21 protein-coding genes are annotated in these 21484 nt (G+C 42.6%); 20 read left to right on the forward strand and 1 reads right to left on the reverse strand.

The window, feature by feature from the left end; genetic code table 11:
* Positions 1-95 precede the first annotated feature (95 nt).
* The 19 genes from P1X15_RS22230 (at position 96) to P1X15_RS22320 (ending at position 18420) form a co-directional block, all read left to right on the forward strand.
* Positions 96-659, forward strand: a complete 564-nt coding sequence (locus P1X15_RS22230; RefSeq protein ID WP_277340339.1) for a hypothetical protein — start codon at positions 96-98, stop codon at positions 657-659.
* A gap of 178 nt (positions 660-837) precedes the next feature.
* Positions 838-3336, forward strand: a complete 2499-nt coding sequence (locus tag P1X15_RS22235; RefSeq protein ID WP_277340340.1) for an ATP-dependent Clp protease ATP-binding subunit — start codon at positions 838-840, stop codon at positions 3334-3336.
* Positions 3337-3370: 34 nt separating this feature from the next.
* Positions 3371-3937, forward strand: a complete 567-nt coding sequence (locus P1X15_RS22240; RefSeq protein ID WP_277340341.1) for a hypothetical protein — start codon at positions 3371-3373, stop codon at positions 3935-3937.
* 138 nt (positions 3938-4075) lie between these two features.
* Positions 4076-4540, forward strand: a complete 465-nt coding sequence (locus tag P1X15_RS22245) for a hypothetical protein (RefSeq protein ID WP_277340342.1) — start codon at positions 4076-4078, stop codon at positions 4538-4540.
* A 121-nt stretch (positions 4541-4661) separates the two neighbouring features.
* Positions 4662-5117: a hypothetical protein gene (locus P1X15_RS22250; RefSeq protein ID WP_277340343.1), complete on the forward strand. Its 456-nt coding sequence runs from the start codon at positions 4662-4664 to the stop codon at positions 5115-5117.
* 64 nt (positions 5118-5181) lie between these two features.
* Entirely contained in the window at positions 5182-6537 is a 1356-nt protein-coding gene (locus tag P1X15_RS22255) for a phage tail sheath C-terminal domain-containing protein (protein ID WP_277340344.1), read from the forward strand.
* A gap of 23 nt (positions 6538-6560) precedes the next feature.
* Positions 6561-6857, forward strand: coding sequence for a PAAR domain-containing protein (locus P1X15_RS22260; RefSeq protein WP_277340345.1), 297 nt, complete (start codon positions 6561-6563; stop codon positions 6855-6857).
* Positions 6858-6919: 62 nt separating this feature from the next.
* A complete protein-coding gene (gene tssD, locus P1X15_RS22265) occupies positions 6920-7312 on the forward strand; it encodes a type VI secretion system tube protein TssD (RefSeq protein ID WP_277340346.1) in 393 nt (130 codons plus the stop codon).
* A gap of 123 nt (positions 7313-7435) precedes the next feature.
* Positions 7436-8446, forward strand: a complete 1011-nt coding sequence (locus P1X15_RS22270) for a hypothetical protein (RefSeq protein ID WP_277340347.1) — start codon at positions 7436-7438, stop codon at positions 8444-8446.
* A 5-nt stretch (positions 8447-8451) separates the two neighbouring features.
* A complete protein-coding gene (locus P1X15_RS22275) occupies positions 8452-10356 on the forward strand; it encodes a type VI secretion system Vgr family protein (RefSeq protein ID WP_277340348.1) in 1905 nt (634 codons plus the stop codon).
* Positions 10357-10363: 7 nt separating this feature from the next.
* A complete protein-coding gene (locus tag P1X15_RS22280; protein WP_277340349.1) occupies positions 10364-10789 on the forward strand; it encodes a GPW/gp25 family protein in 426 nt (141 codons plus the stop codon).
* A 67-nt stretch (positions 10790-10856) separates the two neighbouring features.
* Complete coding sequence (locus P1X15_RS22285) at positions 10857-12686, forward strand: type VI secretion system baseplate subunit TssF (protein WP_277340350.1); 1830 nt, start codon at positions 10857-10859, stop codon at positions 12684-12686.
* 10 nt (positions 12687-12696) lie between these two features.
* Positions 12697-13644, forward strand: a complete 948-nt coding sequence (locus P1X15_RS22290) for a type VI secretion system baseplate subunit TssG (RefSeq protein ID WP_277340351.1) — start codon at positions 12697-12699, stop codon at positions 13642-13644.
* Between the two features lie 124 nt (positions 13645-13768).
* Entirely contained in the window at positions 13769-14611 is an 843-nt protein-coding gene (locus tag P1X15_RS22295; RefSeq protein ID WP_277340352.1) for a TssN family type VI secretion system protein, read from the forward strand.
* 10 nt (positions 14612-14621) lie between these two features.
* Complete coding sequence (locus P1X15_RS22300) at positions 14622-15719, forward strand: hypothetical protein (RefSeq protein ID WP_277340353.1); 1098 nt, start codon at positions 14622-14624, stop codon at positions 15717-15719.
* 25 nt (positions 15720-15744) lie between these two features.
* A complete protein-coding gene (locus tag P1X15_RS22305) occupies positions 15745-16239 on the forward strand; it encodes a hypothetical protein (RefSeq protein ID WP_277340354.1) in 495 nt (164 codons plus the stop codon).
* Positions 16240-16276: 37 nt separating this feature from the next.
* Positions 16277-16747 (forward strand): hypothetical protein, encoded by a 471-nt coding sequence (locus P1X15_RS22310; RefSeq protein WP_277340355.1) that lies wholly within the window; start codon positions 16277-16279, stop codon positions 16745-16747.
* A gap of 3 nt (positions 16748-16750) precedes the next feature.
* Complete coding sequence (locus P1X15_RS22315) at positions 16751-17692, forward strand: SUMF1/EgtB/PvdO family nonheme iron enzyme (RefSeq protein ID WP_277340356.1); 942 nt, start codon at positions 16751-16753, stop codon at positions 17690-17692.
* A gap of 95 nt (positions 17693-17787) precedes the next feature.
* Entirely contained in the window at positions 17788-18420 is a 633-nt protein-coding gene (locus P1X15_RS22320) for a DUF1080 domain-containing protein (protein ID WP_277340357.1), read from the forward strand.
* 6 nt (positions 18421-18426) lie between these two features.
* Here P1X15_RS22320 and P1X15_RS22325 read toward each other — a convergent pair whose 3' ends face one another.
* On the reverse strand, positions 18427-19212 hold the full coding sequence (locus P1X15_RS22325; RefSeq protein WP_277340358.1) for a pesticin C-terminus-like muramidase: 786 nt from the start codon (positions 19210-19212) through the stop codon (positions 18427-18429).
* 206 nt (positions 19213-19418) lie between these two features.
* Here P1X15_RS22325 and P1X15_RS22330 point away from each other — a divergent pair, with 206 nt between their 5' ends.
* Positions 19419-21455, forward strand: a complete 2037-nt coding sequence (locus P1X15_RS22330; protein WP_277340359.1) for a putative porin — start codon at positions 19419-19421, stop codon at positions 21453-21455.
* Positions 21456-21484 lie beyond the last annotated feature (29 nt).

Consider the following 21484-nt stretch of genomic DNA (forward strand, 5'->3'; position numbering starts at 1 on the left):
TTGTTTCAGAGAAGTTTTTTTTACCGCTTGATAACATTCTATTGACCTATACAGCATAGGGCCTTAATATTGAGTTTTACTTAATTCGTAACAAAATGCTCAACGCTAATCTTGAATTTGATCAGATTCCGCTCAATCATCGAAGATCGTTTAATGGACTTCATGCTCAAAAACAAAAAATAGCAGTAGGTACCTTACTTTACAAGTTTACTGACTGGGAAGTTTTCAATTCTTATACAGACACTGCCAACCAACTCAAAGAATCGGTCTCGGCTTTTTGGGGCACTTTGGGCGATTTGCATGATGTATTGGCTTATGCTACTCAGTCCAATAAGAGTTTGCTAGACTGTATTCGGCGACGTAATGCGGTATTGCACAATTGGAATGGCCTTAATTCTTTGGTGATCATACGACTTCGACAAGACGTGGTTGGATTTGTGGGAAATATTGGTCCCCAAACCGAAAAAGGCTATGCCGAACAGTATATGAAAAGGCAGGGCTATACCGCCGCTATTCAGCTCTGGGGCGGAGCTTCGCAGGTGTATTTGCCAGGACTTACGCGGCTACATGTAGAAGAAGTAGTACCTTCTGCTACTGTATTGGTACGTGATCCTGTACCCGATATCGTGGCCTTTTTGGAAGAATATAACCTAGTATAAATCATGCCCTAAATAGGGGGCTTGCACTCTAAATTGGTATATTCTAAACAAAAGCTACCGTTTACTCAATAATGCTTGACATTGGGAGGTGTCTTTTCTAAGTTTGAAAAGTGTTATGATAAAGTGAGTTCGGATTTTTAGGTTCTCGGCACAAGACTTCTAAACACTTAAACCCTTTATGCTTTCTACCCTTACATTCAGTAGCGACCTCAAACGTGCGGTTCAGATAGCTCAGTCTGTAGCAAAAGAAAATCAGCAGGCTAATTATTCGCCGGGGCATTTGCTCAAGGGGATTTTGCATAATGACGTAGGGCTGTCGAGTATCCTTGCTTCGTGGGACGTCGATGTGCACTACTTGAGAGATTGGGCAGATATTAGGATAGAAAAATATCCCAAATCCGCACGGCCAGTAAGTGATATAAGAGGCGACGCGCAAGTACAAGCCGTGTATGAGGTATCAGATGTGATACGAATGAAGTTGGGTGAAGAAGAGGTCTCTCCTTTGGCTGTTTTGACGGCTATTGCAAGGCCAGGGGTAGGCTTTCAGAAAGACCAACTAAAATCATTTCCTCTTACAGAGACCGAGCTGCTCGCCAAAGCTATGGAAGGGGCTGGGGTGCAAAGTAGTGTAACTCCTGCCAATGGGAGTAAAAATAACACGTCGGGAGGCACAAAAACTGATACTTCAGGACAAAAAACATTACATAAGTATTGTGTCGACAAAACGGCCATTGCAAGGGAAGGAAAACTCGACCCCATCATCGGGCGCGATAAAGAAACCCGTATGACCATCGAAATCTTAGGTCGCCGTACTAAACCAAATGTAATCATTGTGGGAGAACCTGGGGTAGGAAAAACCGCCTTGGTAGAAGGGCTCGCCCAATTGATTGTTGCTGAACAGGTGCCGGGGCATTTGCAAAATGCAGCTTTGCTTCAGCTAGACATGGGGGCTTTGATTGCGGGAGCCTCTTACAAAGGAGAAATTGAAGATCGACTTAAAAATATCATTGCCGAAGTAAAACAGTTAGACAGAGCGCTGCTTTTTATTGACGAAATCCACATCTTAATGGACCCGCAGAGTGGGGCAATGGGACTAGTCAACCTCCTAAAGCCAGAACTTGCTCGGGGCGAGTTGACTGTAATTGGGGCTACTACACTAGATGAGTTTAGAAAATACATGGAGCCTGATGAGGCCTTTAGTCGTCGTTTTGAATTGGTAAAAGTAGAAGAACCTGACGAGACAACAGCCGCACGGATGATTGGTAAAGTTGTTCCTTTATTTGAAGAACATCACCAAATAAAGGTAGGTGAGGGCACTATCTCCGAAACCGTCCGCTTGGCAAGACGTTATATCAAAGATCGCCGATTGCCAGATGCTGCTATTGATCTCATCGACCGCACCATGGCCGCTATGAAACTCATGAGCGAAACTACGCAGCGCGAGATTGATTTTTTGCGTGAAGAATTGTCGCTTTTGCAAGCTTCGCATGGTGGAGGAGATCCATTGTTATACCTACAAGAATTGCGTTGGTTCGAACGGCAGTTGCAGCATCGGCTAAGTCCCATTTTGTTGGGTCAGCTGGAAGAACAACTTGATTTGTCCCAGCTAGAACTACCTGAAGCGGTTGCCGAACATTTGCAACTATTGGTTGAGCAATTAGAAACCTTAGGAAAGCGAGAAAAAGAAGCGGTTCAGAAACATGATGTTGCGGCGGTGGTAGCTCACAAGACGGGTATTCCTTTAGGAAAATTGCAATCCAAAGAACGTGAGAAGCTGCTACAACTAAACGAACACCTCAAAAAACGGGTCATTGGGCAAGACCATGCGATTCAGGTTATTGCAGATGCAATTCTCGAAAATCGTTCGGGATTGAGTCGTCCGGGGCAGCCGATTGGGTCTTTTTTCTTTTCGGGACCTACTGGCACCGGAAAAACTGAACTTGCCAAAACGATGGCAGATTTTCTGTTCAATGACGAAAAAGCCCTTATCCGCTTCGATATGTCGGAGTTTAAAGAAGAACATTCCGCAGCGGTTTTGTACGGAGCGCCTCCTGGCTATGTAGGTTATGAAGAAGGGGGGCTATTGGTCACTAAAATCAAGCAACAGCCTTTTGCTATTGTATTGTTTGACGAAATAGAAAAAGCGCATCCTTCGGTTTTTGATTTGTTTTTGCAGATTTTGGATGAAGGAACCCTACACGACCGTCTTGGGCGCGAGGGTGATTTTTCGAATGCCATCATTTTATTTACTTCCAATATCGGTGCAGAGTGGATTACCGAACAATTTGGGAAAGGCACGATTCCCGCCTCTAATGACATACTTGATTTGATGACTAAGCATTTTCGGCCGGAGTTTTTGGGGCGTCTCACCGAGATTATTCCATTTAGTCCCATTACTGAGAAAGCCGTTATCAATATCTTCAATATTCAGTTGAAGCCTTTAGAAAAGCTATTGGAAAAACAAGGAATTACTTTGCAGATTGACGATGAGGCACGTAAAGCCCTTGCACTTGAAGGCTTTACACCAAAATACGGCGCGCGTCCTATTCGTGGTGTGATCCGTAATCGCATTCGCCGGCCTCTGTCGAGGATGATTGTGGCGGGCGAAATCGGCAAAGGCTCTGAAGTAAGACTGAAATTGGGGGAGAATGGGGAGTTTGAATGGGAGAAAGTGTGACCTTTCGATAATATTTTAAAAATAAATATACCCAATGGGATTATCTTTACCTAACGTTACGTGGATTGGAGTAGGTGCTAAATATGGCGGTTTTTTGGGCGGTATCGGTGCCGAAACTACTACTGGATGGATGATGAATTTAGGTTCTTATGACCGCGTCATTTTCAATGTTGAAAGTATCAAAATAGGTCTTGGTCTAGGCGGGGGAACGGGGGCGTGTTTTATTGTGGCTCTCAATTGCCTAAGTCCACAGGCTCTAGTAACAGACACTTATGAAGTGCAAGGAAACATCGACTTAGGGGTTTCATTGGGTAATCGTTGGGGAGGATTTGCACGAAGTGCGATACGGCATCTTCGCCCGTTTATGGATATGGGACCTCAAGCTGCTCGAATGATTATTGAGGGTTCTAGGCACGCAGATGACCTTCGAAACTTGGGGCATTTGCTGTATAACAATTATGGATTGCTAACACAAGGAAAATCTACGCCCCAATTGATAACGATAGATATACCTGTAGGTGGTTTTGCGGCAGAGTTGAGTATTACGAGTAGTTTCCAAAAGTTTTCGATTGTTGATTATATCGTAGCTCCACCTCAATAAATTAAGTAATAAAGACCCCAATAGGGATAAATACGTGATTTTAAAATCAAGGGTTTTTACGCTTAAAAGATTGATAGTTAAGATGTAATTTTGTTTTGTCAATAAGGTAAATGAAACTAAAATTAGATGTTAACAATCATGGGACTAAACTTACTACTAAATAGGAGAATATTAAATTGGGTATCAAGGAAAATAGGACACCAAGTAGGAAATGGCGAATGTTGGACATTAGCTGAAACAGCCCTCAGAGAATCAGAAGCGCGGACGTCCAGTGATATTATGGGTGCCGACAATCTCACCGCAGATGCCGATTATAGATGGGGAGAGTTAGTAGGAGAATTATCCCAGTTGGCTGAAGGAGACATCATTCAGTTTCGGAATTATGTTGTGACCGTTGATAATGGCTCCTCTTGGTGGCAGGAGAGTCGCCCGCACCATACCGCGATTGTAGCTTCAGTAGGGGCAAATGGTGTCGTTGAAGTGTTGGAGTGTAATGTTAAAGGCTCGCGGCGAGTACAGCGAAATACGTTGTATTTTCAGCGGAGTAGCAGTGTATCAATAAGTGGTAGTTGGTTTTTTTATCATCCTCAACCACGTGCGTAAAATAAACATATTACGTAAAAATACCTGATTTGAAAAATTGCGTATTTTCACTATAAAATCCTTGAGAATCAATAAATACCTTTGTAAGGTCAATCAAACAAACCCCTAACAACCTTTAACTATGGCAATCGAAAAACCTCAACTCGGCGGCGTCATCATTGACGAAGGCACAAGCGAAGCAATCAAGCTTCTGCATGATAATAAAACGGCGATTGTGAGCAAGTTTACGGCCGATTCTATGAGTCAAGCGCCCGTAGAAGGAATTCAAAAATTGCAAGAGGCATTTGACCATTTTCAACCTCAAGTAGACATTACGCATACAACCGAAGAAGGCCAAGAAGTAAACGAAACTTTGAACTTTACGAGCTTGAGTGCCTTTACTGTCAAAGGGATGATTGAGCAGAGTGGATTTTTGCAAGAATTGAAAGGTAAAGAAGATGACTATCAGACGCTTATCAAAAGACTGATGACCAACAAAGTATTTCAGAAACTTTTGGCCGACCCTGCTGGCAAAGCTGCTTTTTTGGAAGCATTGAATGCAATGATTGTCGAACTTGATGATGTTGATGGCGAATAACGCCCCATTCACATTTGACACTAATCTGACTTTATGACTCACTTTTGCAACTAATAAGCTTATCATGGCACAAGAAGAACAATTACCCCAGTCAAAAGAACTCACCAAAGAAAAAGCCGCTCCACGTCCTCTTACCCAGACCGTTCAGCAACTAGCCAAATACGGCGGTTTTGAATTTATCAAAACAATCGTGGATGGTACCGAAAACATGGACCCTACCAAAAAAGCAAGAAAGGCCATGTTTATGGAAGAAGATGAAAATAAAGCGGATCGTAAAAAGCTAAAAAAACGTCTTCAAGCGGTGGCAGATTTATTGTCTGCTCATGATAATGTAGCAGATATGGTAGCTGAAGCCGAAGAAAAAGCCGCTTCTGCTAGTGAGACACTTAAGTCAAACTTGCTCAACTGCCTGAGCCAAACAGAAGAACTCGAACGCTCTTATCGTTCATTGGCTTTGTTTTTTGAAAATGCCGCCGAAGAAAAAATCAAAAACTTAACACTTTTTGATGCGGGACTTGATGCTACTACCGACACCGACGGCTTCAGCAATCCCACTGGAATCTTTGAGCAAGTTGCCAGGGAGCTTCGTGACAACTACGATCGTTTTGACCTTACCAACAACTATTCATTGCTTGTATTGCCAGGCTGGTTGAAAAAAAACACCATCGTAGACAAGTGGGCGGAGCTTGCGCACCAAAACAAAACAATGCTTTTGACAGATTATCGCCACTTAGACAGTGCCGAAGACGTAGAAGCAATGTTTGATAGAGACAAACTCACTGGTTCTGATCCACATAAGGCGCACGTAATGATGCCTTGCAATTGGGTGGTAGGCCGTGAAGCCAACACTGAGATTGGCGAAGAAGAGCACCTTTTTATACCCCCATCAATGGCTCTTGCTGGCTTACTTTGGGGCGGTAATATCGCCCAACCAGCCGCAGGTTTGGCACATGGTAAGCTCAAGATGGCTTCTGGTACTCGCTTTACGATGCGCAAAAACGAAGTCGCCCAACTAGAGAGCAAAGGTCTTATTCCGCTCATTTATGAATGGGGAAGAGTAGTGCCCCAATCGGCTAAAACATTGTTTGACGGAGATAATGTAGGCTTACAGACGTACAGTGTGGTACGGGTTTTTGATTGGGTGGGTAAGATTATGCAAGATTTCTTGAATCGCCGTACTTTCGAAAATATCGACAATCGCATGCTCGAAGACATCAAAAAGCAGATGTCGAAGTTTCTGGCCGAGATTCGGGGACCAGGCAAAATCATCGAAGACTATCGCAATCTAGAGGTAAAACGGAATCCTGCCAAACCTACGCACGTGATTATAAACGTGGATTTAAAACCGTTTTTTCCTGCTAAGGTCTTTGCTATCAACATGACAGGTACCAAGGGCGACTGGGACGCTGATATTAAATAACAACCAAAAAATACAACAAAATCATGGGACAGCCTGCCGCAAGAGTAGGGGATAATCACGTATGCCCAATGGTAACTGGAGTGGTGCCTCATGTGGGAGGACCCATCTTACCCCTACCAATCGTATCAAAAGTTCTTATCGCAGGAATGCCCGCTGCTACTGTAGGAACGATGTGTACCTGCGCAGGTCCTCCGGATACTATCGTGAAGGGGTCGGCTACTGTGTTTATTGAAGGTAAGCCCGCCGCTCGTATGGGAGATATGACGGTTCACGGTGGTACGATTGCAATGGGCGCTCCTACAGTCTTAATTGGAGGGTAATTCAGGAATTAAACAATCAAATTTTTAACATAACAAAAAATCACTCTTAAACTTTTACAACCATGGCACACAAGGCAACAATTACAATCGACAGTGAAGAGTTCGAAGTATTACATTGTTCATATAGTATGCATCAGCATGTGAATCCTCATACCAACGAAACCACTTCAGAGGTTTTTGGCGGCAATATTGACGTGACTATTGAAACTCGTAATGCAAACGCCAAAATCATCGAGCTGATGACTCTACAACACAAAGATGATATAGATGGCGAAATCAAATTTGCCAACCAAAAGGGGGAAGAATTACGCACAATTAAATTCAAACATGCTTCGGTTGTCAATTTCAGTGAAACCTTCAACTTATCGGGAAGTGGCACGGGTACTCAGACTTTTACAATCTGCTCTAAAGAGTTAGATATCCAAGGTAATATCTTGAAATTGTTGAGAGAGTAATTGTAAAATTTTGCAATACAATTGGAGGTAAGTCATCATTAATTCAAACTTTTTGGGAAAGCCACCTGCTTTTTTCAGGAAGTTTGAATTACTAATTATAAATGTTTTTCTATTGAGACAGTTATGCCGATTTTAAGTGATGCTCAAATTATTGCTGCTATTTCAGGAATCCAAAGCCTACGTGGGGCGGGAATTGGGTATCAAGGAGGAGGACGCTCAAGGGTGATAAGGGAAGCCCCTGCCCCTTATGCAGGAGATATTTGGGTAGTGATTGAAGAGCAGAGCGTATCTAGGCAAGTCGCAATCGAAATTGTTAGAACATCACAAAATAGTGGAAATTACGGGGAGGTTTCGCCTAATAACGTTCCTCGAAGGGCACCCGTACGAGACTCAAGATGGGGTAGAGAAGCGGTAGGAGCGGGGTTTAGCTGTGCAATGGCCGGCTTGGCCGCTTCAGGAGGTGCAGCAGCCCTAACCGCGGCAGCCGCCATGACAGGCCCTTTTGGGTTGATTATTGCGGCCGCCGTTTGGATTGGAGGTGCTGCAGCGGCAGCACAGTGTGGTATTGGAGTAGGGAGACTTGCAAATGAACTTATTTCACCCGAAAACAATGATATCCTTGATGATAATGCCTACTATCGGACCGCAACTTTTGCTATTGATATGATAGGGGTGTTGTCGGGGGTAGTGGCAGCAGGTCCTGCTATCAGAACCCTTGTACTTCGAGTGAATGGAAATCTGATAAGTCGAGGCGTAAGAGAAGGATTAAGGGGCGCCAACTATGCCCAACGTGGAGCAGCTATACGAGCGGCTCTCAATGAAATGAGTGCTGCCGAACGTCAGGCTATTATGGCTGAAATCAACGCTACTGAAAGAACTTTAGGCCGGGGTTTGAGTCGAGCTGGTGCAAGAAGAGCTACCGAAATTATCACCCAACAAGAAGCTCAACAACTTAGAGAATCGCTAAGAGAAGTAGGAATCTTGGCTATTCAGAGCTCTGTAAATATGGTTTCTTCAGAATACGTAGGCTCAGCGAGCGGTTCACTAAATACGATGTCGTCTGGCGAATCAAGAGCACAGTTAAGTAGCGATGTATCGCTGATAGTGAGTAACATCATCCAAATTACGGACTAATCATCATGGCAACTAGTACTTTTACATCAAATATTGAGATAACCATCAATGGGACTACCATCCCTAGGGTGAATTATCTGCGTATCAATCAGCGTTTTGAGTCTCATCATAGCTTCGAAATCAGTGTTTCGCCTTCGACTTTAGCGGGCCAATCTGAAAGACTTCGCAACGTAGCTGACAGTTTTATGGGGCAGCGAGTCGCCGTCAGAATGTCACAGACAAGAGAAGGATTTCCGACTCAAAACAATACTTTTATTGGCGTAGTGATGTCTGTAAAGTTGGTAAGAGGACAAAGCCAAAACTCTAGTTATTTGATTACAGGTTTTGGGTTGAGTATTTTTCTAGCGATGGGACTAGGTACGAGATCTTATTCAGAAAAAACCCTATCCGACATTGTGAATAGCACTTTGTCTGACGATTGGGTACTCAATTCGCCTACCTATACTACTCCTATCCCGTACGTTACTCAATATGACGAAGACCGATTCCATTTTCTACAACGTTTGGCAGACCGTTATGGCGAGTGGTTTTATTATAACGGCGAAAAATTAATTTTTGGCAAGAATGCTCGCCCTTCGACGCCTACCATTACGCTAATGCACAGCCGTAATTTTTTTGATATGGAGTACGGCCTTCGCATTACACCAGTCAAATGGAAAACGTCTTATTTTAACTATGAAGAGTTTCAGCGTTTTGATGCCGACTCGGCTGCTGAGCAAGTAAGCGGATTGAGTTCGTTGTCACAAATGATGCTCGACCGCTCAGAACAAACTTTTACTGACAATGGTCTCAACGAAATTGGTTATCAGGATTTTGTGACAGAAGCAGCATTAAAGCAAGCTGTAAAAGTAGAAAAAAGCGAAAGAGCCAATCAATTGGCCATTATTTCAGGACGTACGCCTGAAATGGAACTGAAAATTGGAAATTTAGTAAGTATCGTCGAGCCTATTTATCAAAATGGGGAGATTGTGGATAGAGTGGAATATGGGACATTCGTGATTACGGCCCTTTATCATAGTGTGGATGGAAGTGGAGTCTATCAAGCGTATTTTGAAGGAATTCCACAAGACACAGATATGCCACCCGTCAACTACAACGTAATTCCTCGCAAAGCTACCCCTCAGGTGGCCATCGTAAAAGATACGGCAGATCCTTTAGAGTTGGGAAGGGTACAGCTACAAATGTGGTGGCAAGGAGTAAGAGCCTCCGAACCAGATCAACTTACGCCCTGGGTACGGGTGGCTATGCACATGACAGGCAAATCAAAAAGCTATTTTATTCCCGAAGTAGACGATACCGTGATGGTGGACTTTGAGTACGGGAATCCAGATTTACCATTTGTAGTGGGAAGTCTGTATGCCAATGATGCTGGCCCACGAAAACCGGGAGGTGAACTTTTTCGTTCGGATAATCATATCAAAGGAATTATTACTCGGGCTCAAAATCATATTATCATTGATGATACAGATGGCAAAGAAAAAATAAGAATATTCAATAAAGAAGAGAAAAATTTGATTGAACTCTCCCTTGATGGTACGCACATTACTATCAAAAGTGAAGGAGATATTAATTTTGAGGCAGGAGGAAACATCAATATGAAAGCCCAGAAATATGATGTGACTCTCAAAGATATGATGCGAGTAAATACGGAAGAGAGTGTATACATAAGTGCCCAAAAAGAAGTCGCTGCTTATACCGAAACCGGAGGTATCTTCTTAGACTCAAAAGATAAGCTCAATCTCAAAAGTGCCATGGGCACAGAAATGACCTCCGATATGTCGATAACGGTGGATGGGTTGGATGTTAGTATTGATGCCAAAACCAATACCAATGTGAAAGGCAGTGTTCAGCTAAATCTCGAAGGAGGAACTGTTGCGGCTCTTTCTGGACCAATGGTCAAAATCAACTAATACTGCCATGCCCGAAGATTATTATCCTATGCCGCCGTCGTTTGGGGCACTCATGAAAAAACAACCCGTGATTGAAAAGATATCGGCACAAGAATCGATAGCTCAAAATATCTCTTTGTATTTGGCGTCTAAGCCAAAGGAGTATTATTTTGATAATCAGTATGGTTGTATTGTGCATGGCTATGATTTCAGACAGCTCAAAGACACCCCTAGCAAAGACCAAATCAAACGGAGTGTGGAAGAATATTTAAAAAAGTTTGAGAAGCGAATCGTAGTCAATAAGGTAGATATCAATATTGATGACGTAGAAGAAAAAGTAGACGGAGGCAATCCAAGGATATGCCGCTATATTCAGATTGTGATTGCGAGTACGCTTATTCAGACGCAAGAGCGTCTACCCGACATGAAATTTCGATTGGTAAGGTATTCATAGGACATTATTTCGTAAGTTTTTGCCCTAAAACTTACCCCCAAAACCCTCGCTTTTCATCCCTAAACCTATGTACAACGAACCTCGTCGCTATAAAAACCGTGAGTATATCCGAAGTGAAATGATTCGGGAAATTGCGCGTTTGTGGCATTATGATGAAAGTGAGCTTGCTGTCGAAAGTTTTGACCCTTTGGTGGGTATGCTACTTGGGGCATTTGCAACGGGCCTAGAAAATGTACATCATGAACTCGACAATTCGCGCAATCGGGTAGTACAACGCCTCGCCCAACTGCTCACGCCCGACGTACTCACGGGACCGCAACCTGCCCATGCTGTCATGAAAGTCAGCATTTTGGATCCTTTTTATGAAGTAAGCCCTGAGCAGGTCTTTACACTCAATGCCACCGGAAAAGAGTTTCATTTTACGGCGGCTGGGAATTTTGTACTTCATAATGTAAAAATCAACAGGATAATTCAACAAAGCCGTATTCGCGATTTGAGCGCAAACAACCCTCGCGAGTATTTTATGGATCAAGCTCTGCCTTTGGATGAAATGTGGGTAGGCCTCACCTTGGATGAGCATTTAGAAGAACTTAACAATCTCGCTTTCTTTTTTGATTGGCGCAACGACCCCAATCGGGCCATGCATCTCAACAGACTGGTGGATGCGCGCATGTTTACACAGCAAGAAGAATTACAAATCAAACAAGGAGTAGCTCATCGAAATGAATTAGGGGGCTTGGTAGAGGAAGTAAGCGTGTCGGCTCGTATTGAGCGTCTTGTAAGGCGACAATACGACGCGCATTTTATATGTCTCAGCAGCCGCAATCGACAATCTGGTGCGGAGCTTCCTATACAACGTCTGAAAAGCAAATACCCAGAGGCAATTGTGTCTTTTTTAAAACCCGACGAACTTCAAAAATACTTTCCAGAAGAGCTTTTTTGGATTAAAATAAAATTTCCGGGTGGGCTTTCGCCCGAACACCTTTCGCGGATGTATCTTGATATCAACGCTTTCCCTATCCTCAATCGGAAAGCCAATAAGATGCTGCAAGACCTACGCCCTGTCTTCAATGTGTTTCCGGTAAAGGTTGAAGAAGGTGAGTTTTTTGCTGACATGATAAGCATCGAAACACCTATGGGCACGAAACTTACCAATGTACAGCATTTTAGTCGAGAGCTCACCAATCAGTATTTGCTACGGCAAGGGGGAGTGGCAAGATTTGATGAGCGTGATGCATCGGAGATATTGGCCTATGTGGTCGATTTGCTCAGAGATGAAAGTGCTATTTTTTCGGCTTTAGGCAAGGGCGAAATCGAAACTGATGTGGAAGAAATCCGAAAAAGATTGGAGCGGATTTCGCAAGTAGTAAAAAAAGATACTTTGCAAAATTTGTTTGTAAACGTCAAAACCAACGAAAAAAGTGGACGCTTAGACGTGCGTTATTGGACTACAAAAGCAGATATGGCCAACAATATAGCTTTTGGTACAAAACTTAACCGTGACCGCACCAATATCGCCTTTACCGACGAGATGACGGTTTTGCTTACTACTACCAAAGGAGGACAGCGGCCTTTGCAAGGAGATGAAAATTTGCCCGTTTTTAAGAAGGCCGTTTTATCGCGTGGACGAGCCGTGACTATGGAAGATTACAAGGCTATTTGTATGGCTGAGCTAGGCGATAAATTACAGCGGGTCGAAATTACCAAAGGATTTATGATGGGGTCCTCCCGATACCAAGGAGTTCAGCGGACACTCGACATAAATTTAATTCCCAATTCACAAAAAAATATTCCTATTGAGCAGTGGAACGATTATAAAATGCAAATAAAGTATATCTTAGAGGAACAATCATCAGGGATTTTACCAATAAGAGTACTATTGAATGGAGTCGAATAAAAAACCAAGCATGGATAAAACCGAAATCCTTCAAGCCAACCTAGAGCAAATGGCCGTCAAACGTCTGCGGGTAGAAGCAGTCGTGGAGGAGCTTATTGCCAATGGTTTTTGCCGAGTAGAAGAGATTGTGGTTTATCCAGAGATGTCCTCGGTGAAGTTCTTTGAAAGAGATGTACTCTCGGTCGAGCCTATGTTGAATCAACTGGGCGGTATGGATTGGCTAAAAATCGAGACTCCCCGTGATGGCCTATACGATACTCTTCCCGAACGGCTTTTTCATCAGCCTTCAGGTCGGGTAAAAAACAATGATGTTTGGGAGGAAATTCGTGCCGAAGAAGAGCGACAAGAGGCTGAAGCAAGGCAGTTTTTTTTGCCTTTCGACAATGCCCTGTACCATCAAAGAATCAAAATTGAGCAATTTGAGAAACAAGCACTTGCCGGACAAGATGAAGGTTTTTTGAAAGAGTTCTTAGAAATATTTTGGCCTAACTATACCGATTTGAAATTAAATGCACATCAAAAAGCATCTCTTTTTCAAATCACGACCTTAGCCTACAAGGCCGCAGGAAATTTGGCTGAGATGCAAGCGTGTTATGAACTAATACTCGGCCAGCCTGTGAGTCTTTCCTACGAAGATTTTGAATACGAACTTCCTATGTCCACCCCTTTTAAGGGGCTAGGAGAAGCAGGCTTGGGGGTTGATTTAGTAACCGTCTCTCCTTCGCTCACAGATGATAGTCGGCGTTTGAAAGTAAGCGTGGGCCCCTTATCGGCTAGGGAGATGGAAGAGTATGTTCCTAATGCAAAAAACAAAAAATTGGTGGATTTCTTAGGCGATATGTTGGTGCCTATTGAAATGGATTGGCGTTTGGAGTTGTTGTCTGAAGAAAAACAAGCTGGTTTTCAGCTGAGTACATCAGGGGCAGGAGCGCTTTTAGGATTTACTACAGTTTTGTGAAATTAGAAAAGCAGTCTAGGGCTTTTTAAAGAAATATTGTTAAAAACGATCATAGCAGGCAGAAAGTGGCGATAGAATGAAAGTTTGAAACTACAATTCAGTCATTTTATTTTTAAAACTTATTATGTCATCAACTGTACTTACGCTTTTTATTGGAAATATTGTTTTTGGAATAGCCAATTTGGGCATTTTGGCATATTTAAAATCAGCAGAGATATTCTCTAAAAAGTTGCTAATGCACATTTTAGGAGTATTTGCCATGTTTGCTGCTTTAGGGGGAGTGGTAAGTCAGATTAGTTCAGTAGGTCTTGGATTTATTGTATTTGAAACTGGGGCACTGATTCTGGGAATTGTCTTTGTCATGACCGCCTACAAAAGTTTTCGTACTTGGCTCTCACGCGACGAATTTACGCCCGGTTTATGGCTATGTATAGCGTTGATGTTTTTTGGGATTGCGGGTTTTATTCTTTCCTATTCTTTGATTAAGAAGCAGGCAGTGCTGCTTACTCCTTATTTGTCACTGGGAGCCTTACGTTATTTATTACCTTACTTGTTTATAAAATCCTACGATTTTTGGCAATCTATCCCCATTCTCCAATACCGTAAGTGGTACTATCCCCTCAATTCGAAAGTGCCTATTATTGAACTGCGCAATACCCAACGTGTAAAAATTAGGATTTTCAAGCAGCCCAACAGCTCTGTTTGGGAAGGACATGAGTTTGAAGCCCCAAAAGACCGCGAATTAGGCGAATGGATGCAGTATATGATTGAGCTATACAACACCAAAGTAGACCCTGCGCACCCAATCATAGTGGTGGATGTACAAACTGGCAAACCCTTTGGCTGGGTTTTTTACAGAACCTCTTTCTTTGGTTTTGTAAAGACCTACTATGACCCTAATAAGACATTTACCCAAAACAATATCACAACTAGCACTCCTATAGTGGCGCGCAGTTTTATCGACTAAAATCTCACTTATGGCAACTTCGAAGTATCAGCCTATCAATTGGGTAGACGGCATGAAAATCACCAAGGAGCATCTCTTGGGAAGTGACTTGGCAGCTATTGATGCCATGAAAGAAATAGCCCGTACTCACCTCAACAGTTATACTTACGGGCTATTGCCGGCAGGTGATGGCAATGTATGTCAGCTCATTCAGAATGGAAATGAACTAAGTCTTCCTTTTTGTAAGGCCGTTACACCGGGCGGAGTAAGGGTGGATTTTCCGGTCTATGCCAATCAGCCACCGCTTACCTGTTCTCTGTCGAGTATCCAAAACGAATTGCTCAACGACCGAAGCTCCGAATTTTATGTTTTGCTTATTGTGGATCCTACGGCGGTAGTTCCTTTTGGCGAACCCAATCCCCAAGAGACTCCGTTGCGGCTGCCACATTGGATGCCTTCACTTCGGCTAGCGGTGGCTACTGCTGAGCATATTCGACAAAACCCTTCTGGATTGCATCACTTGGTGGTAGGGAAGTTGCGTAAAGTCAATCAGCAGTTTAATTTGCTATCTTCGGGAGAATATGTGCCTCCATGTATCAATATGGCGGTCCACCCGACCCTAGCTTGGTATTATGATTTGTTTGATGCATTGATTGGTCAAATTGACAAAAATGCGGAAACTACCGTTCAGAATGTGTACCTCAAAGCGCAGGATGATTGGTCCAAAAATGTAGGAATCTTAGCGCAAAAAGTAGTTCTTCACATTGCTGATAGTTATGACCAATATCGATTGATACTAAACGAAGCACCGCCTGCTCATTTTGTAGCTTATTTTGCCCGTTTTGCTCGTGTTTTTTTAGGAACCTTGAGGTGTTTGCCTCAGCGCAATAAAGAATATATGTACAACTATTTTGGACAACGTTTTGGCGTAACTCAAGCTACCTTCGAATCCAAACTCAATATGTTGGTAAAAATTCAATACAATCACAATGACGTGGTTGCGAGCTTTGCTATCATCAAAGATTTTCTTGACAATCTCAACGCCATATTTAACGAATTGAGTGGTTTGGAATACGTATACAAAGGTGATACCGATGGCGGTTATCGAGGGAGAGAGCAATACCGATAAAATCCTATTTAACAACCTCTAATACATGAAAACACCCTTTTGGAAATACTTGCTTGTGGGGCTATTGTTTTTTGGATTATTAACACTGCTGTGTTATCGTCTTTGGGCTCCCCAAAACAAATCAGTGACTACTACCGAACTTTCGACTCAATCTGAAGAAGATTTTGTAATCAATGCTCAGCTGATGGATACCCTTTACCGCTCGTATCGCGTGGCTGTGAAGGGTACTGACCCCATTGCGGCTGTGCAAGCAAGGGGGATTTTTCAGGGGAAATTGAGCGAAATGCAAAAGAAACCAGCAACTTCCAACGAGGGAGATTCTTTGTTTCGGAGGGTAATCAGAAATTATTATGGAGTAATCAAGGTCAATGAGGAAGCCATCCAAAATCAAAAAGGATTAGCTACTCAAAAACTGGAATTAAAAGATAAAATAGACCAACTTACCCGAATGAATCAGCGTTTGGAAAGACAAATTGACAATATATCACTACAACCACTACCGTCTCAAGGTGCGAAGTAATTTCAAATGATTAGCGACCCACAACCCTACATTGACTATGAAAGCAATAAATGACGACATGCGTAGTACACGAATCATCAACTTCGGACTTTGTTATGCCGGGTTAGTGGTTTTGTTTTTGATTTCACTGTATTTGAATTTTAGAAAAATTCCCGAGATCGCGTCAGAAATGAACCGTACTACTGCCGCCGAAATGCAAGGTTTTTTGCAAGAAACCACCCGTCTTGATGATTATGTACGGATACTGACCAAACCACAGCAATACTCCCCTGCTCAGTATCAAAAAGTGTTTGGGTTTATCAACCAGTTAAAAATTTATTATAACAAGCCTTTATTTTTGGCGGTATTGAAAAGTTATGAAGCCTTTGTGGGAGATTTGGGGAATGCGCGAAATATCCAAGACGATGAATGGGCTCAGCTAGCAACCAAGTACAATCAGTTGCTGGAAGAGAGAAAGCAACTTGAACAACAATTGAGCGATTTGCAAAAACAAAGAACTACTTTCTAAAATATGATTTTTCGGATTAGTTTGTTGATGATGGGTTTAATTTGGGGAAACAAGCTGTTTGCCCAAAAGATAAACTTTGATGAATACAAAAAAAGAGCCGATGCCTGTTTCAACAAGCAAGATTATGAATGTGCTAAAGAAAACTACGAGCGAGCTTTGCGTATTCGTAATGAAGAACCTTATTGTAAAAGCCAACTTCAAAAAGTACAAAAAGCCCTCGCAAAAAAAACGAGTACGCCTGTTACCCCTAATCCTACTCCTATTAAGCCCAAGCCTACGAAACCTTCGACTTTAAGTTTTGTTTTAGTCAAAGGAGGGACTTTCCAGATGGGTGCTCCCCAAGGAGCGGTAGACGAAAAACCTATGCATTCGGTGACGCTCAAAGATTTTTATGTAGCCACGCACGAAGTGACCGTAGCAGAATACAAACAATATTGTAAAGCCACCGCAAAAGAAATGCCCACTCCTCCCAATTGGGGATGGCAGGATGACCACCCCATCGTAGGAGTGTCGTGGCAAGAGGCGGTGGAGTATTGTGAGTGGTTGTCAAAACAAAACGGTAAAAAATACCGACTCCTTACCGAGGCCGAATGGGAGTATGCCGCCTCTGAAGGACCCAAAAAAACTGCGCCAGAAGAAAGTGGATGGTATATCAGTAACACCGACGGTGCAAGCCCCAAAAACGTAGGTACCAAAAAAGCCAATAAATGGGGCATTTTTGATATGGGAGGCAACGCCGCCGAATGGTGCGCCGATTGGTATGATAAAGGATATTATGCCCAGAGCCCCTCTCAAACTCCCGTCGGGCCAGCCCAAGGTACTCGCAAAGTGGTACGTGGGCGTTCGTTTGGGGATGAACCCAAATCACTTACATTTCGCTATGCCTTGCCACCCGCATCTAAGTCCCCGACAGTAGGCTTCCGAATTTGTTATGAGGACAAATAAATTGAAGAATTTGTAGGATTTTTTGAGTCGTACGGTTATTTCTATCCATTCTTCCCCTTTATACATCGTGTATTAATCTTAATCTAAAAAACCTCATGAAAAAAACGATGTATTTTGGTAGCCTTCTGATATTGCTGTCAGTAAGTCTATGTTTTGGACAAAAGAAAAAGAAAGATGGTTGGATTTCGCTTTTTGATGGTAAATCTTTAGAAGGCTGGAAAGTAGGCGAAAATGCCAGTACTTTTAGCGTGGCTGATGGGGCGATTGTGGTCAATGGCCCTCGTGCACACATTTTTTATGATGGCCCCGTGGGTAATCATAACTTCAAAAATTTTGAATTCAAAACCCAAGTCATGACCACACCAGGCTCTAATTCTGGGATATATATTCATACCCAATACCAAGAAAAAGGGTGGCCTTCAAAAGGGTATGAAATACAAGTAAACAATTCTCACACCGATTGGAGACGTACGGGTAGTTTGTACGGTATTGAGGATCTGAAAGATGTATTTGTGAATGATAATGAGTGGTACACCGAGCACATTATTGTACAAGGGAAGAAGATTACCATTAAAATCAACGACAAAACCGTCATTGAGTATACTGAACCTGACGAACCCAAAAATGGCGACCGAAAACTGAGCAGTGGAACTTTTGCGTTGCAAGGCCACGACCCCAAGAGCAAGGTTTATTACAAAGATATTATGGTAAAACCATTGGGTGATTAAGCGCCCCTATAGATGCCAATTCTGTTCATCGAGGAGATTGTCGAGTGTTTTGTCAGATTCAATTTCTGGAACGGAAAAAGATTCCATAGAAGTGGGTATTTCGGTATATAAATCATTCTCCCATACTTCTTCTATGGTTTCGGTGTCGGGGGTTTCGACAATCTCTATGACTTCGGCGATTTCGGTATCGGAAGGTAAGGGAGGAGCATTGGGGTCAAGAAAAGTACTATAAAACATATCGTTGCGATAAGCCAATGGCTCCCCCGCCGAAAACCGTTCAAAAGAAATCGCTACTGTATCCCAGTCTTCTTGTAGTACGGCCTCGGTCAAAGTTGGAAATTTGCTCAGACCGGGGTTGTACGCAAAATCGAATAAAATGTGTTTTTGCTTTTCAGATAGATTTTCCCATGCTATCATATCGTGAGTGACGGAGTCATTTTGATTCGCAAAATCCACTAATTGTGACCGAACCCTACGTTCGTATTCGTCTACCAATACATGGTCAAATAAGGCTTCTTGTTGGGCTTCAGTAATGGCAAGCTCATGCCGATGAGCTTCTACCCAAGCTTGTGCTTCGGGGCCGGTTTTGTAGGCAGCCTCCATAAGCTTTTCGGCAGTATAAGAAGGAATCCCCGCTTTGGTAAGGTCGTCAAAAATCTCAGAAGGTGTACGGCTACCCATGTCATAGCCAGGGCCAATAGTGACCCCTGATAGCCCTCCCGGAAAATGAGGCACTAGACTTTGGCCTTGATGTCCAATCTCTTGATGATATGTAAAAGCATATTTTGCCATGAGCTTTGTTTTGTTTGGCTGAACACTAAGCAAATTTAACATCCTGTAAAGTTATTCCCTAACCGAAAACTAAAAAGGTTAAATATCCTTAAATTTTAGCGAAAATATTTCACTAAAAAACTGATAGTCAGTAGTGAAATCTAGAAAAGTCATACTTCAAACGAGCAGGCTTCATCGGAGACCCAAAACTTTGCTAACTTTGCGGCGTGAAAAAGTGGCTGTACATTATTTTCTTCGGTTTTTATGCCCTCTCAGCGTTGGGGCAAATCAGGCTTCCGTCGGGTGGTTCGTTGGGTTCTGGGCAGACCCAAGGAGGGATGGGGCAAGGTGGGCAAGTGCAGATTGACGACTCTACCAAAATGATATATGGCCCCCATACTACCAAATACATGTTGGAAGAGGATGTGTTTAACAATGTGAAAGCACTTTATCGAGTTGACACTTCTTACGATGCTTTTCATCGCTATAATTTTGTTCAACGTTCTGATTATCAATTGGTAGATTTGGGAAATTTGGGAACAGCTTCTCGTTTTGTGTTTTTCAGACCAGTTGAGCAGATTGGTACGCAGTTTGGTTATGAAGCCTATACCCCCTACGCTTACCCTATCAATGAGGTGAAATTTTATGATACCAAATCACCTTATACCAATCTCTTTTTGACTTTGGGTGGATTGGGGCAAAACATTGCTCGCTTTGACCATAGCCAAAACCTTACGCCTCGTCTTAATCTAGGTATCAATGCGCAACGCTTTACTACCAACAAGTATTTTGGTACGAGTGGGTCGTCAGATTCGCAAGTAAACCTTACGCAAAACTGGGCCTTTGTATTTCATGGTAACTACCGCTCCAAAAACGATAAGTATATTTTATTGGGACAGTTTAACCACCTTAATCACAGTGCTTATGAGCAAGGTGGAATGACCCCCGATAGTCTCAATTTTAGAAATGGGACGATAGAATACAATAATCCCTCGGCTATCCTCAAAACGGCCCAATCGTGGGAACGACGCAACAATTGGCACGTTTATCATCAATATGCTTGGGTGCCTGGTTTACAGTTTTATCACATTTTTGACTATAAACGAACAATCAATGTATATTCGGATGCCAATTTAGCCAATGCACAGACCTACGGTTTTTATAGGGTTTATTATCCTGATAGTACTACGAGATTCCCTACTTTTTCCAAAGTTCCGATTTTATCATATTATGATTATTTGTACAACTCCACTAGCACGCGTCAGGAAGTAAAGTTTAGGTTGATTGAAAACAAATTTGGTATCAAAGGCCGATACAAAGGATTCAATTATCGAGCGCACTATCGTCAGCGTATTGTGAGTATGGTTGAAAACCATAACCTAATAACCCCTCCTAAGCTGACAGCGCTTCAAACCATTGTGGCTATTGACTCCACAAATGGCACTACTACTCGGCGACGCTTCGAAAACTTTGTAGGGCTTTGGCTTGCGTACTACTTAAAAGACAGCACACAGCGAGCCACCGCTGAGTTTGAGTATTTGTTGGGACGCGACTTTAAGCTGAAAGGTGAAATAATAAGTAAATGGTTTTCGGCGGGTTATTATTCAGTATTTTCGTCGCCAACTTTACTTCAGCAATATTACCATAGCAATCATTTGCGGTGGGAAAATGATTTTAATTTGATGAACTCCAACAACATTTATGGGCAGATAAATTTTAATACAAATACCATCAAATTGGCCCCTCGCTTGGACTATCATTTAATCAACAATTATCTTTATTATGATACGGCAGCGGTGGTGAGGCAATTTGCTTCTCCTTTTAGTATATTGAGGGTAGGGGGAATTGCTGAATGGAAGCCTCGTAAATTTCAATTCATTGCTCACACCTATTACACTCTTTCTTCCAACAACGATATCATTCGTATTCCACGCTTTTTTGCCAACTTCCGTGCTTCTTTTGATTTTATCTATGCCAAGGTGCTGTACCTTCAAGTAGGGGCAGAGATACACTATAAGTCGGCTTATTATGCGGATGATTATATGCCGCTTACGCAGCAGTTTTTTCTCCAAAATCGTATCAAAACCGAGGGTGTAGTTTATTCGGAATTATTTCTCAATGCCCGCATAAAACGAGTCAGATTGTTTGTAAAAATGGCCAATGCGGCACAAGGGTTACTAAACCCTGGTTATTTTTCTACTCCTTATTATCCCGTTGTGGGGCGTTCGTTGGGCTTTGGTGTCAATTGGCCCTTGTTCGACTAATTTTCGTCTATATTTCTCCCCTGTTTAGT

The sequence above is a fragment of the Runella sp. MFBS21 genome, from assembly GCF_029433105.1.
GTDB lineage: Bacteria > Bacteroidota > Bacteroidia > Cytophagales > Spirosomataceae > Runella.

Excerpts from the sequence above, each read along its gene's own strand:
- P1X15_RS22230 (WP_277340339.1), top strand. The coding sequence starts at position 96 with ATGCTCAACGCTAATCTTGAATTTGATCAGATTCCGCTCAATCATCGA.
- P1X15_RS22235 (WP_277340340.1), top strand. The coding sequence starts at position 838 with ATGCTTTCTACCCTTACATTCAGTAGCGACCTCAAACGTGCGGTTCAG.
- P1X15_RS22240 (WP_277340341.1), top strand. The coding sequence starts at position 3,371 with ATGGGATTATCTTTACCTAACGTTACGTGGATTGGAGTAGGTGCTAAA.
- P1X15_RS22245 (WP_277340342.1), top strand. The coding sequence starts at position 4,076 with ATGGGACTAAACTTACTACTAAATAGGAGAATATTAAATTGGGTATCA.
- P1X15_RS22250 (WP_277340343.1), top strand. The coding sequence starts at position 4,662 with ATGGCAATCGAAAAACCTCAACTCGGCGGCGTCATCATTGACGAAGGC.
- P1X15_RS22255 (WP_277340344.1), top strand. The coding sequence starts at position 5,182 with ATGGCACAAGAAGAACAATTACCCCAGTCAAAAGAACTCACCAAAGAA.
- P1X15_RS22260 (WP_277340345.1), top strand. The coding sequence starts at position 6,561 with ATGGGACAGCCTGCCGCAAGAGTAGGGGATAATCACGTATGCCCAATG.
- tssD (WP_277340346.1), top strand. The coding sequence starts at position 6,920 with ATGGCACACAAGGCAACAATTACAATCGACAGTGAAGAGTTCGAAGTA.
- P1X15_RS22270 (WP_277340347.1), top strand. The coding sequence starts at position 7,436 with ATGCCGATTTTAAGTGATGCTCAAATTATTGCTGCTATTTCAGGAATC.
- P1X15_RS22275 (WP_277340348.1), top strand. The coding sequence starts at position 8,452 with ATGGCAACTAGTACTTTTACATCAAATATTGAGATAACCATCAATGGG.
- P1X15_RS22280 (WP_277340349.1), top strand. The coding sequence starts at position 10,364 with ATGCCCGAAGATTATTATCCTATGCCGCCGTCGTTTGGGGCACTCATG.
- P1X15_RS22285 (WP_277340350.1), top strand. The coding sequence starts at position 10,857 with ATGTACAACGAACCTCGTCGCTATAAAAACCGTGAGTATATCCGAAGT.
- P1X15_RS22290 (WP_277340351.1), top strand. The coding sequence starts at position 12,697 with ATGGATAAAACCGAAATCCTTCAAGCCAACCTAGAGCAAATGGCCGTC.
- P1X15_RS22295 (WP_277340352.1), top strand. The coding sequence starts at position 13,769 with ATGTCATCAACTGTACTTACGCTTTTTATTGGAAATATTGTTTTTGGA.
- P1X15_RS22300 (WP_277340353.1), top strand. The coding sequence starts at position 14,622 with ATGGCAACTTCGAAGTATCAGCCTATCAATTGGGTAGACGGCATGAAA.
- P1X15_RS22305 (WP_277340354.1), top strand. The coding sequence starts at position 15,745 with ATGAAAACACCCTTTTGGAAATACTTGCTTGTGGGGCTATTGTTTTTT.
- P1X15_RS22310 (WP_277340355.1), top strand. The coding sequence starts at position 16,277 with ATGAAAGCAATAAATGACGACATGCGTAGTACACGAATCATCAACTTC.
- P1X15_RS22315 (WP_277340356.1), top strand. The coding sequence starts at position 16,751 with ATGATTTTTCGGATTAGTTTGTTGATGATGGGTTTAATTTGGGGAAAC.
- P1X15_RS22320 (WP_277340357.1), top strand. The coding sequence starts at position 17,788 with ATGAAAAAAACGATGTATTTTGGTAGCCTTCTGATATTGCTGTCAGTA.
- P1X15_RS22325 (WP_277340358.1), bottom strand. The coding sequence starts at position 19,212 with ATGGCAAAATATGCTTTTACATATCATCAAGAGATTGGACATCAAGGC.